Origin of the sequence: Vibrio penaeicida, assembly GCF_019977755.1 — a bacterium.
Lineage (GTDB): Bacteria > Pseudomonadota > Gammaproteobacteria > Enterobacterales > Vibrionaceae > Vibrio > Vibrio penaeicida.
Map to the genome: position 1 here is coordinate 1,856,507 of NZ_AP025144.1, position 12,957 is coordinate 1,869,463.

The window sequence follows — 12,957 nt, forward strand, 5'->3', positions numbered from 1 at the left end:
GTGGCTTGGACAGAAGAGAGGTTAGTCGTGCTGCTCAGTAATTGAACGGTTAGTTAGAGCCGAAATAATGCTGTTATAGCACTGGTCTGCACGGTATCCATTCGCGATGTGCGCGCCAGCCTTGGATATTTGAAGCAAAGAAGACGGTGCATTTACAATCAGTTCTAACTTCTCTTTTAACGATGACGTGTCGTAAGGCTTGTACTTTAAGCAGTTGACTTGGTTAGATAACGCCAAGTCCCAGAACGACCCATCTGCCGGTAAAATCACACACATTCCTGAACTTAACGCTTTGAGAATCTGCCTTTCGTTATCTGGGTTTTCTGGTAATGCGAGATAAACATGCCCAGGTGACCAAGGAATCGATCCTTCAATTTTATAGCAACCCAAATGATCGGATTGATGTTTTAGGTCGGTGTTTCGGTTTTCATTGGCGCCAGACTGCTTGAGTTGAATAGTCGGGCGAGCACTTTGCTCGGTGTGCGCTAATGCATCAAGTAAATGAGATAAATTTTTGGTCTGCGTTTCGCAATAGACTTGAGAGTGCTCAGCGTCGCTTTCTAGTGCTTGATCGACATGCACGTAACCAAGTTTGAAGGGGGTGAACCTTTCACTCTGGATAACATCTTGCGCCTGCTGGTGGGCAGTCGTATTTGGGCAATGTTGCCATTGACATGCAATGGCTTCAAGCATGGATTCTCGCATGCTCTGTAAATAAAACACTCGGTCTGCTTTAACGAGACTGGCACCATTTTTTGGTGTCCAACTGACGGACTGACATACAATCTGAACGACTTGATATTTGAGCAGGTTACGAAGCCAATAAACAGGGGAGCTGTGGCTTGGCTGAGCAGTCAGTAAAACACTCGAGATCTCACCAAACTTTATTCTTGCGTAAAGCACATAACAACAAAACAGAAAGGCGCGGTACCAACGAGAAATCGCATGAACATTGGCAGCCATATTTTCTTTGCCCATCGAGACTGTATTGTAGCCTTCGATCTTGGAATGGTCGGGTGCCATCACTGTAATCTTTGTATCGTCTCCTTTCAGCTGACTAAGTACATCTTGGGTAAGATTTTTTGCACTTATGCCTTGCTCGTTAGGGGAGACAACCAGTATGTGAGATGTATTGTTCATAGTGAACCTCCCGTTGCTTTACCACCCGTTAGCAACTTAGTTATGTAGCCCAAATTATTTAAAAGAGGAGATAAATGGGCAGAATCATTGGTTTCGTAGTGTGTTTCTATTTCTTGCACGTATACCGACGCAAGTGACGCACAATAGCGTCTTGGATCGGATAATCGTTGTGCTAAAAAGTGAGCTTGTTCTGAAAAGCAAGATAAGCGGTCTGAATCAGCTGTGATCATTTCAATGGCTTCGCTGAGTGAAACATGCGAATGGGCGAGTGCCAGAAAGCCTGTCATACCTTGACGAATCAATTCTGGGTTGCTGCCTATCATAGGAGCGATCGTCGGTAATCGGTTTTTGCCAGCTGCAAGGATATGAGTTCTTGCGCCTTCTTTTCGCGCGCCACTAATGTAAACATCAGCTTGCTGTAAATAAGGGGTATGGTCGTCGGGGCTATAGACAAAATGAACAAATTCTTTAATGTTCAAAAGCATGGCTTGTTGTTCTAGCTCGCATCGGTCCTCTCCTTGCCCCAACAAAACTAAGTGAATATTGGGTTGGTCTACGCGAATGATAGAGAGGGCTTGTATCAGTGAATCAATTCCGCTTGAAATCTCTAACGGCTCTGAATTGATCAAAATGTAGTCATCTTCACCAATATTAAAGTGTTCTTTTAAATTAAGGACTCTCGCCGTGCTCGATTTAACACTAGTAAGCGCAACAGGATTTGGGATAACCTCCAACTGTTCGCTCGGATACCCAAATGCTTTGAGAGTATTGGAAATGTTATTGCTAGGTGCAATAAGTTTGGGCATCAGTCTAATACCCAAAGGTAATGAGTGCGCTTCTGCGAACTCAAACCCTATGTCCGCGATTATGGGCACATCGCAATGATTAGAAACCCAGTTCATCCACTGACAGCACTGGATATCTAGGCAGTGAATTAACGAGATTTCTTCACTGCGTACAATTCTTTTTCCAACCTGGTATTTTTGATACCAACCCGCCAAAGATTCAGAGCTGCGTGTCGAAGAAGAGTAAAACTTAACCGCAGGAAATTCGCTCTGTAAGCCGTTTTCTAAATCTGTATTTAGGCGATGCCACAATGTGATGGTAAATGCTTTCGTATTCAGACCAGAAAATATCACCCTAAGACGATTTTCGATCTCGTTTGGGTTTTCATTGTCATGCTGAACAAGCAAAATATTTGTTGTTGCCATCATATTGCCTCCCTACGATCCATTTCTTAAATGGCTTGTAATGAGTAACAGCAATAGATGTGCCAGTTTGGGTTTTTGATATATCTTATTGATTTATATTGATGTGAAAAGTTGATGTGCTCTTTGTTTCCTATTATTGCAAAGGTGCATTAGCATTTTGAAAATCGATTCCCAAAATGCTAATCCTGAATGCGCTGATGATAAATTTGCAACAATGAGGGGATAACTGCTTGAGCCGAATAGCTATTTTCTATAGCTCGTCGCGCCATTTTTTTGAACGCCATTTTTTTGACCTGTGGCATCGATTGCCATTGTGCGATTGCCGCTGGCAACAGCGAATAGTCATTGACCCATCCATTTACACCATTTTGGATAAGCTTGGGGAGGTCTCCAACAGGCGTTGACACAACAGGAATGCTTCGAGACATCGCTTCTAATGCAACCATTGGTAAGCCTTCGTAATGCGAGGGAATGACCAATAAGCCAATATTTTGCCACACGCCAGACATATCTGCTTGCTGACCATGAAAAACCACATTCTCCGAAGCGGTTGCACTGAGCATTTGCATCATAGGGCCATCACCATAAACGTGATACTGATGATTGAGGTCATTGGATGCCATTTCTAGGAACCTATCTGGTGCTTTTTCTTCGCTCAATCTGCCTACAAAAGCGATCTGTTCACCGTTGCTGAATTTGGATTGTTCTATGTTGATGAAGTTTTTGATGATGGGGATAGGGGTTTTCACTCGATCCGCTATTTTCGAACTTACGGCAAAACAATGATGGCTTAAAAAATGGGTATTGCGTTCTAACCACAAATAGATCTTAAGTTTTCCAGAACCTATTTCACCCGCATGCATTGTGCTAATAATCGGAGGCGAAATAAAAGGACGAACTAACCGAGCGTAGAGAGATGCCTTGTAGCCATGCGTATGAATGGCATCAGGTTTCTCTTTTTTAATTTGTTTGAACAAGTCTATCGGGCTTCCGGACAAGAAGCGGTAGGGGATACTGAGATCGTTCAGTTTAGGAAGCATTGGGTGGGCTGAGTTGTATTTTTTTACAAAAACAACTTCAGCCTTACACCCCAAGGAGATCAGTCCAAGTGATAATTGGACAATATGAGACTCAATGCCACCGAAGCTCTGTGAATCTAGAACAAGCCATACACGAAGTGCATCATTCCTCTTCTTCATGGGTTTCCCATGCTTGTTTTTTTCGGTAAAGGGTCGATGGGCTCAATTCGAGTAAGACCGCTGCATTTAACACATTACCATCACAGTATTCGATGGCATTTTGGATAACCTCACGCTCAATTTCAGCCATTGGTCGTATTTTCATATTGTCTTTTTCTATGGCTTGATGGGACGCAGAGCTTAGTGCTGCTGTCTCATGGTCATTCGGTTCGGGTTGCGAATGTGACGTGTGCGCTGTGGTTGGGGTATAAATCGGATCTGGTGTAGCCGGCATAGGCTTATTCGCCATGGTTGCCGACATATTCATGCTTTGAGCTTTACCAAGACCTGACGGCGATGAATTCAATGGTGGCGGGAGATGATCCACCGAAACTTGTACATCGTCGTTAAGAACCACAATATTGCGAATAATATTTTGCAGCTGCCTAACATTACCTGGCCAGTCGTAATTACACAGCGTGAGTTCCGTATCTCGTTTAAAGCTGGTGAACTTTTTCTTGTCTTGTCTCGCGTACTTACGCAAAAAGAATTTTGCAATGTCGATGATGTCCGTGTCTCGATCTCTAAGGGGAGGAAGGTTGATTGGCACCACGTTTACTCGATAATACAAATCTTCCCTGAACCGACCCTCGTACACTTCTTTCAGCGGATCACGGTTGGTCGCGCAAATGATGCGTACATCAACTTGGAGTTCTTTGGTTCCTCCAAGGGGAGTAAAACGGCCTGTTTGCAGAAATCGCAGCAGCTTTTTCTGCATGTCCAATTCCATTTCGCAAAGCTCATCAAGAAATAACGTACCACCGCTTGCGAGGGAAGCAGCTCCTTTTCGATCTGTGGCTGCCCCAGTAAATGCGCCTTTCATGTGCCCAAAAATTTCGCTTTCAACTAAATCTCGAGGTATGGCGCCACAATTTAGCGCGATAAATGGTTTGTCTTTCCGATTGCTCTGGTTGTGAATCGCCTCGGCACACACTTCCTTACCGGTTCCACTTTCTCCGCAAACGAACACACTAGCAGTGGTAGGGGCAACTGAATCAATGATTTTATACACGGCTTGCATGGGTAATGACGAGCCGATAAAACCTTGATAGCGCTTTCTATCAAGAGTGGATTGCAAATCTTCCACCAAATTTTCAAGCTTATTACGCTTTAAATGATTTTTAATCGAGGCTTTTAGGCGATCAGCATTAATGGGTTTTTCCAAAAAATCATCAGCACCAATTCTCATCAAATCCACAGCAACATTAACGGAACCATGAGCCGTGGCAATGATGACCGAGGTGGATATTTGGTTCTCACGTATCCACGCCAGCACATCTTGCCCCGTCATATCGGGTAACTTAAGATCCAAGATTACTAATTGAGGTGGGGTCTTCTCAATAAACTCTTTTGCTTCAGCACCTGTAGCGACGTGAAAGAAATCATAGGGCTCGCTCTTTACGTATTGTTTGTAAAGGATAGCTAAAGAAGTTGAATCTTCGACTAAAAGAACGTTTGGTTGATTCATAGTCTTACATCTCCCATGCGTGTACATGGTTCTAATTCCACGGACGTCGAATACTTAGAGTTAACTGATCCAAGTAAGCAATTGAACGTTGTTATATTTGTTTAATATTGAGTTAAGCAGACATTGCATGATTCTGCAAAGTTAATCCTATGCTTTTCAATAAGTTCGATAGCCCAATGCGCTATTCAAAGCCACGGGAATTCCTTTCGCGTAATGCTGCAAAAGAAAGCTCTGCAACATCAGGTAATGCGGCAGCGCATTCTAATGCTTCTTCCATTTTATTTTGCACACACAACAATTCGATTTTTCGCGCGTGTTTTGAAAGTCTTAGATTTCCTAACGTAACTGAGCTGCTTCCAAGGGTATGGGATTCAAACTCCAACGCTTCCTGATCTTTAGAGTTTGCTGCATCCATAAGATTTGCTACTCGTTCTTTAGATTCTTGCAAATAGAACTCGATAAGCTCAGGTAATACACTTGCGTCGGTATCGTAGATTATCTGTTGAATGACAGACTCATCGACTAACGCGATGTTGTCATCTTCATGTTCAAATGCGGTAATCTGCTCGATATCTTGTTTTCTTTCTTGTGAGCCGTTTTCCATATTGCCCTCTGACATTTTTTTTCTTAAATGTAAGCTTAGACAAGATAATAAAGTTGAGCGATTAAAAGGTTTCGGAAGGTGGTCCGACATCCCAGATTCAATAAATCGCTCTCGATCCCCTGATAGGGCATGAGCCGTTAGGGCAATAATAGGAATGTTGGAATATTCCTCAGAGAGTGCGCGTATGTGCTTAGTGGCTGTCATGCCGTCCATCTCTGGCATAGATATGTCCATCAAGATCAGATCGTAATGCGCTTGCTTTACAGCCTCTATCGCTTCACGTCCGTTATTTGCAATATCAGGTGTGATGCCAGCGTACTGCAACGTATTCTTTATCACCATTTGGTTGGCGCTGTTGTCTTCAACCACCAGTAAATGCGCACTGGAAAGGTCTGTGTCAACCTCAGGCTGTTGGTGATAGTGTTGCTCTACTTCGTTTTGATTGGATTGGTCAAACCACGCATTGAAGCGAAATTCGCTACCGATACCTTCTACGCTCTGAACTTCAATTTTCCCTTCCATCAAATGCAAGAGTCGTTGGGTTATCGCTAAACCAAGCCCTGACCCTTCATAGTGGCGGGCAAAGGTCTGATCGACCATGGTAAACTCGTCAAAAAGATGAGGTATGTGCTGGTCTGGAATGCCTATTCCGCTGTCTTTAACTGAGCATTTAAGTTCGATTCTTCCTTCATGCCGCTCTGAGTAAACCTGGACATCTACTCCACCATGCTCAGTAAATTTGACTGCGTTTCCAATCAAGTTAAGTAAAACTTGCTTAAATCGATATACATCGCCGTATACGAAGTCGGGGACATTTGGGCTAACCGATAACTCGAGATAGATTCCTTTTTCGTGAGCTTGAGGTTTAAAGAAATCCATCGATTGATGGAGGCTTTCGGTTAGGTTGAATGCAACAGGTTCAAGTAGAAGCGTGCTGGTTTCCATTTTAGAAAAATCGAGAATATCGTTGATAATGGAGAGCAAAAGCTGACCAGAATCGGAAGCTGTATGAACCAGTTCCTTTTGATCGTTTTGCAAAGGGGTTTGCTCCAATATTCCTAGTAAGCCTAAAACCCCGTTCATTGGTGTGCGAATTTCATGGCTCATTGAAGCAAGAAAGCGACTTTTTGCTTCACTTGCAGTTTCGGCTTGTTTACGTGCAACCTCTAGCTCTTTCTGTTTATCAGCCAGTTTTTGCGACATGGAGTTGAACGCTTTTGCTAAGTCGCCGATTTCGTCTCCTTCGGCGATAGCCACTTGAACCCCCGGACCTTCTTGCGTCATTAAAAGGGCGGCTTGTTTTATTTTGTACAAATTACGAGTGAGATAGGAGCCCAAAATAAGGGAAAATAAAGTGACTAATGCGACTTCAATTGTCGCGATACTGAGTATCCACCGTTTGGCATTTGAAAGCATGCCATTAATGCCTTTTGTTGCGAACCCCATTTCGATATGACCATGGCGCATTGCCCCTGTGGTGATAGATGTGGCCCTATCAAAAACCCCATCTTTCGAAGAAGATAACCCTGTATCCATTGCAGCAAAATGCCCTAATAAGTTTTCTTCCCCTCCCTCAACAAGCAGACGACCTTGAGCGTTATATATCCGAACGTAGCAAAGGTCTTTTACTTCTAAGATGTCTTTGACCAAAACATTCAGTGTTTGTAAATCTGAGGAGATGACGGCTTCTTTTGTTGCACCTGCGAACATGGATAACATGGTGTCCGCACGCTGTAGCAGCTGTTGTTCATTGGAATCGGATAAGAATTTTACTGAACTTAAGACAAGTGTCATCAGCATCACAATTTCAATGCCAGCTATGCCTAAAATGGTTTTCAATCTAAGACTCATTTCTTTCTCCTACCAACACTTGGATTCGATAAGAATCAATAAGGTATCGTCTTTAGCTGGTGTTCCCGCTAGAACATCAAAAGCACGCATGACTTCATCAATGGCAACATCGATGGGTTTGTGTAACGTTTCTACGAGCGTTTTCTCTATTTCTATGGTCAGTTGTTCTCTTTCTGTGACGCTGTCACCAGATTCAAATAATCCATCCGTATATACAGCAATACGTTTTCCTTCGCCTAGTTGAACGCGAGTAGAAGAGTAGTTACTGTGAGGGAGCAATCCAGGTAGCATTCCTTGCACAGGTACACTTTCTATCCCTTTTTCTGTTATCAATAATGGACAGGGATGACCCGCCGATGCCATTTCTATTTGGTCGTTATCGAGTAATGAAAAAGCACAGCTGGTTAAGGTGATTTGTGAGAGAAGCTGATCTTCAAAAGCGCTGTTAGACAAATTGTTTAACGTATCTGATGGGCTAGCTGTTGTTGTGGAATGCAACAGGCCTCGTAAATAGCCAGCGTAAGCGTAAGCGAAGAATTTGGCACTTACATCGTGCCCCATAACGTCTGCAAGTACGTAAAGGTTTTCTTTATCAAACCGTTTGGAAAGTAAGAAATCACCACCTCCGCACCCCGTGGTTCTTTGCCGAATCTCAATGTTCCAGCCCGACTTAGGTTTGTTAATTTTGGGGAGCAAACTGTTCGTGATTTTTTCATCGAGCCTGTGAGACAGTTGGTTGTACACCTGGTTTGATCTGGCTAACACTCGTTGAGCTGAAAACAGTAACGATTTTTTATCGACGGGTTTAATAAGGTAATCATCTATCCCTAAGTGATTGGCGTTCGCTTGGACATTTTCTTGTGATAGGGCGGTTAGAAAAATGAATGGAATGCTTCGACCATCATGCGCCTCTTGGATCGCTTTTCGAAGTTCCATACCACCCATGTTTGGCATTTGAATATCTGAAATGATCAGATCAAATTTGTTATTTTCGATAAGCTCAAGAGCCTGATCGCCGCTTCGCGCACACGTTATATCAAGATCTTTATTTAGGTAAGCGTCATACACTTTGAGCAGTAATGGGTCATCATCAACAATGAGTACTCGAGGTTTACTGATGGTTTTCACTATTTTCCAGCTCATCGTGAGCTTATTGACTCCGTCGACCGTTTCGTAGTGTAGGTCATCACAGTACGTTTGTATTAGTGCTATACCTCGCCCTTCTTCAGCATCACTAAACTCAGTGATGATGGATTTTTCGTCAGTTAATGTTGGGTTCCAGCTTTGCCCTGTGTCCAAGACTTTTAGAACGAGAACGTCAGATTGCTTTTCAATCGAGATATCAATGTCTTCAGTCATCGGTGAGGCATGCTGAATAAGATTGGTTGCCCATTCTGAGAAACACAGCAAGATGTTGTTTTTCTGAACAGAGACTTTCATTGTGGTATCCAACGCTTTTGATAAGCACTGACGCAGCATTGTCACTGACTCTAAATTCGCTTTGCGGCGATGTGAAAATAATAGTGTGCTGTGATGATGACTCAATTGATCTTTGGTCATATGGTCACCTGAAGAAACCTTGCTCGTCGAATCGACATAGATAGCTTGGACACCAAAGATTTGGGAAGAAATGTGAAACGCTTAAGTTGACGGCAAAGTTCATCTGAAAGGCTAGGGTGATGTAAATCGTTGATTACTGTGCCAAGCAGATTGGCGTTGTTGTCGTTTAAGTGATGCATAGCTGACGACAACTCAGCGTGATTGGTTTTCCCTGCCATCAGCATAAGAACGGTGCCATCGCAGCATCCAGCGATTGTTTCTGCTGGGATATTGTTGGCATTTAACTGCGAGATCGGGCTGGTGTCGATGATGACTCTATCGTAGTCCTTGAGCCAAAGTTCTATCTTTTGTTTGAGCATGTGAGGTTGTCGAAAGCCCATGATTTCAGCTTTTTCCGACGGTGCATTGACGCCAGTAATGACTTCGTGAGTACCTTCAACGATTGCGAGGTGCTGGCAGCCCGTTAGCTCGGGCTCGTGTGTGTGTTGGTTACTGACTATCGCGTTTTTATCACTATTTGTATCAAAATTTTCAAATGTTTCTTGGTTGTCAAAGGTGTCTCGGCTGTCAAAGCTCTTTGGGTTTTCAAAGGTCTCGATGTTTTCAATATCTTCTATATCCTCAAAAACGTCTACGTCATTAGCTGTATGTATATCATTCGTGAAATCAGGGCTGTCCGACGCGTCGGGAAGCATACTGGGTAACTCAATCGACATTAGGCTTGGGTGCTTTAAATTTAAGTCGACGAACAAAGTTCTATACCCAGCAAGCAGGTGTCGTTCGGTAAGAGCCAGCGCAATCGAACTGCTGCCTTCACCGCAATTTGTCGAAGTAATACAAAAAGAGCGGCAGTGGTGTTTCTCTAGCTGAAGGAAAATTTGTTCAATTTCCATATTACAAGCAGGAATAGACATTACAGTGCTCCTATCAATGCGACGGTAGCCAAGATACGAAACACATCATCCAAGCCCGTTCGGACTTTTTCTAACATGCTTTCATCCATTCTTGGGACATAAACGGTATCTCCCGCTCTGAGTACTGGCAGGTTTCTAAAGTTGGCGGTACGGCTGAACTCAATAAGGTCAAATGTACGAGCTTGACCGCTACAGCAAGACATGTTCACTACACTGATTTTTTCTAGGTATGCATTGCTATTGGGCCCTCCAGCTTCTGCCAAAAGATCCAAAATAGTCATGGTATCGTTGAATCGATACCTACCGGGGTTGTTGACGGCTCCTAATACGCGAATCGTGGATTCTTTGCTTTCATCTAACCAATTTTTGTCTTTCTCTGGCACGTAAATGGTGTCGCCAGGTTTTACCTTAGGAAGTAAAGACTCATCGCCAGTTTCGAAGTAAAGCGCCAAGTTAAGTTTGCTGACTCGAGCGTATTTCCCATTCCTGTGTGTTACACGAATATTATGAATATCAGCACTTTGGGTTGGGCCATCAGCCGCCGCTAAAATGTCGAGAAAATGCATGTCTTCGGTAAATCGATATCTACCGGGTGCAGAAAGCTGACCAAACACATAGATGGAAACATCAGACGCTTGGCGAACCCATTGAGCTTTATTGTCGGAGGGATCTTGTGGCAAATCGTGGACACGAACTGTACTGCCTGCTCGAATTAACGGCAGATTGGCATCGCTTGATCCGTTCTTTATAAAACTATCCAAATCGAACACGGTCATTTCTGGGATACCTTCAGGCGTCGGAGTGACAACCTCAATACGGCTTGTATCCGCTCTGCCAATCGGCCCTCCAACATGAGCCAACAAATCCATCAGGTTCATTTCGTCTGACCATTCAATTCGCCCAGGTCGTTTAACTTCTCCAATCACACGTACTGCTCGGCTAGGCGCGATTTTTAACCATGATTTCTCATTCATGTCGGTCTTTTCAGGAACAAAAATGGCGTCACCAGGGTCGATTTCTGGCGGCGTCATACGTTGTGTACCTTCGGTATAACCAGACAAATCAAAGTTGATGACTCGACCATTACTTTTAATGACTCGAATTTGGCGAGATTCAGCGAAACGAGTCGGACCGCCAGCGTTAGCCAAAATGTCCATGAAGGTCGCACCTTCTTTCCCTTCGAATGCACCCGGTTTGGCCACTTCACCCATGACATAAACGGTATTGGAACCGGATTTGATTTCGTCTTCTTGCTTAGGGACGAATATGGTTGCACCAGCCACAAGTTCAGGCAAAAGGTTGCTGTTACCGGTATCTAGGTATTTCTTAAGGCTGAAAAGGGTGGGTTCGTTATGCGCAATAACGCGGATCTGGTCTACTGCCGCGTAGCGAGTCACGCCACCTGCACGCATGAGCAGATCGACAAGCGTATTGTTTTTTTTGAAAGAAAAGGTACCGGGAGCGTTAACTTCCCCAAATACTTTAATGGCGTTTCGTCCGTCGGCGGCGTCACCGGCATCCGCCAATTTGGCTGGGTCGAATTCTTGTTCGATGTTGCCAACCATAGGAGAAGCAGGAATGAATAAGGTGTCTAGAGATTTCATATCAGGTAGTAGGTTCTTGTTACCTGTATCTAAAAACGCTTTGTAATTGAACGTTTGAACGTCATCTCCACGACGAAGTTGTATTTGGTCTAGCTGCGCACCAGAGCGTAATCCACCAGCCGCATGGAGTGCCAACTGAACACTGTCACCTTTTTGAAGGGTATATTCCCCTGGGCTTTCAACATAGCCTTGGATACTGATAAGCAACTGCTTTTTACTGATGAAAACTTTTAGGTTGGAAAGATCTTGAAGCACGGTTTTCAAACTGATCGTAATCGTTGCGATCATTTGATCTTCTGTTTTACCTGCAACATGAATTGGACCCACTTCAGGAAGAATGAGCCTGCCACGTTTGTCGACTTGGAAATCCTTATTTAAGGTGGGTTCCCCCGGCAACATGACACTGACTAAATCGCCAACATTCACCGTTTCTTGTTTGGCGTGCGTATTTAAAGGTATAAAACCCACCAGTAAGCAAAGTATGACACGATAGAATCTATTCATTGTTCATCTCCGCCGGCAGTATTTGTTCTGCTTGAAGCAATTCAATGGTGACGCGTCGATTTGTTAGCCGAACATGTGGCTCACTGCCTTCAAATAACGGATCTGCTGTTCCCACCGAATCGACATGAATACGCTGTGGTTCTAAGCCAAAAATGCTCAAATATCTTTTCACCTGTTTAGCGCGTTCCATCGCCAAGTCGGTGTTGTAACTCTCTTTACCTACAGAATCAGCATGACCAGTAACGAGCAGTTTGAACTCAGGATTTTGTTTTAGCAGGTAAGAGGCTTCCGCAAGACGCCCGATATATTTAGGGCTCAGTTCATAGCTATTAAATGCGAACTGGTTGTCTGCATTGAGTAAGTCGTATAGGCGGGTAGCTAAATCCACCTCTTTTTTGCTTTTCTGATTGCTTCCTGGTGGCACACAATCTTCTTTCGAGAGGACATAATCCAACTGGTTTTCAAGTCTTCTGAGAAGCTTTCTTTGAATGATTAAATCGTTCGCTGCGTCGTACTCTAAACCACCCTCAAGCTCGCGTGCGATTCGTGCTTCATTATTTTTTGCGTGATAAACGGTCGCAGGGAAACACCATTCAGCTTGCTCCAGAATCAGCACATCTAAGTGCCTTGCCGCCAGTTCCCATTCAAATCTTAGCCCGTGTTCTGGACCTAGAGGCTCGTCAGGCATTACGGCTGAGAAGCTTGCTTGAGGATAATGCTCTGCAAGACCGCCATTGCCTTCAGGTGCAAAGCTGGTACAGCCCGAAATTGAAGCAAACAATGACAGTAAAAAGATGAATCTCATACCAACCTCCGAACATTTCTAACGTGAAGCCAACGTTAAACAGTGCGACTTAAAATGG

9 protein-coding genes are annotated in these 12,957 nt (G+C 43.9%); all 9 read right to left on the bottom strand.

The features are described from left to right. Positions 1-21: 21 nt before the first annotated feature. The gene (locus LDO37_RS08360; protein ID WP_126609728.1) at positions 22-1,140 is read right to left on the bottom strand and encodes a hypothetical protein; all 1,119 of its coding nucleotides are present in this window, start codon (positions 1,138-1,140) and stop codon (positions 22-24) included. After that, positions 1,137-2,354 (bottom strand): glycosyltransferase family 4 protein, encoded by a 1,218-nt coding sequence (locus LDO37_RS08365; protein WP_126609729.1) that lies wholly within the window; start codon positions 2,352-2,354, stop codon positions 1,137-1,139. Before LDO37_RS08365 ends, LDO37_RS08360 begins: the two co-directional genes overlap by 4 nt. Positions 2,355-2,530: 176 nt before the next feature. After that, a complete protein-coding gene (locus tag LDO37_RS08370) occupies positions 2,531-3,550 on the bottom strand; it encodes a glycosyltransferase family 4 protein (protein ID WP_126609730.1) in 1,020 nt (339 codons plus the stop codon). Further along, entirely contained in the window at positions 3,534-5,057 is a 1,524-nt protein-coding gene (locus LDO37_RS08375; protein ID WP_126609731.1) for a sigma-54-dependent transcriptional regulator, read from the bottom strand. Before LDO37_RS08375 ends, LDO37_RS08370 begins: the two co-directional genes overlap by 17 nt. Positions 5,058-5,238: 181 nt before the next feature. After that, entirely contained in the window at positions 5,239-7,512 is a 2,274-nt protein-coding gene (locus tag LDO37_RS08380) for a response regulator (protein WP_126609732.1), read from the bottom strand. Between the two features lie 9 nt (positions 7,513-7,521). Next, positions 7,522-9,072, bottom strand: coding sequence for a SpoIIE family protein phosphatase (locus tag LDO37_RS08385; protein ID WP_126609733.1), 1,551 nt, complete (start codon positions 9,070-9,072; stop codon positions 7,522-7,524). Further along, complete coding sequence (locus tag LDO37_RS08390; RefSeq protein ID WP_224055409.1) at positions 9,069-9,986, bottom strand: P-loop NTPase family protein; 918 nt, start codon at positions 9,984-9,986, stop codon at positions 9,069-9,071. Before LDO37_RS08390 ends, LDO37_RS08385 begins: the two co-directional genes overlap by 4 nt. Then, a complete protein-coding gene (locus tag LDO37_RS08395) occupies positions 9,986-12,094 on the bottom strand; it encodes an SLBB domain-containing protein (RefSeq protein WP_126609734.1) in 2,109 nt (702 codons plus the stop codon). Before LDO37_RS08395 ends, LDO37_RS08390 begins: the two co-directional genes overlap by 1 nt. Beyond that, positions 12,087-12,899 (bottom strand): OmpA family protein, encoded by an 813-nt coding sequence (locus LDO37_RS08400; RefSeq protein WP_126609735.1) that lies wholly within the window; start codon positions 12,897-12,899, stop codon positions 12,087-12,089. Before LDO37_RS08400 ends, LDO37_RS08395 begins: the two co-directional genes overlap by 8 nt. Between the last annotated feature and the right edge of the window lie 58 nt (positions 12,900-12,957).

Coding starts and splice junctions, on each gene's coding strand:
- LDO37_RS08400 (WP_126609735.1), bottom strand. CDS start 12,899: ATGAGATTCATCTTTTTACTGTCATTGTTTGCTTCAATTTCGGGCTGT.
- LDO37_RS08370 (WP_126609730.1), bottom strand. CDS start 3,550: ATGAAGAAGAGGAATGATGCACTTCGTGTATGGCTTGTTCTAGATTCA.
- LDO37_RS08385 (WP_126609733.1), bottom strand. CDS start 9,072: ATGACCAAAGATCAATTGAGTCATCATCACAGCACACTATTATTTTCA.
- LDO37_RS08375 (WP_126609731.1), bottom strand. CDS start 5,057: ATGAATCAACCAAACGTTCTTTTAGTCGAAGATTCAACTTCTTTAGCT.
- LDO37_RS08395 (WP_126609734.1), bottom strand. CDS start 12,094: ATGAATAGATTCTATCGTGTCATACTTTGCTTACTGGTGGGTTTTATA.
- LDO37_RS08380 (WP_126609732.1), bottom strand. CDS start 7,512: ATGAGTCTTAGATTGAAAACCATTTTAGGCATAGCTGGCATTGAAATT.
- LDO37_RS08390 (WP_224055409.1), bottom strand. CDS start 9,986: ATGTCTATTCCTGCTTGTAATATGGAAATTGAACAAATTTTCCTTCAG.
- LDO37_RS08360 (WP_126609728.1), bottom strand. CDS start 1,140: ATGAACAATACATCTCACATACTGGTTGTCTCCCCTAACGAGCAAGGC.
- LDO37_RS08365 (WP_126609729.1), bottom strand. CDS start 2,354: ATGATGGCAACAACAAATATTTTGCTTGTTCAGCATGACAATGAAAAC.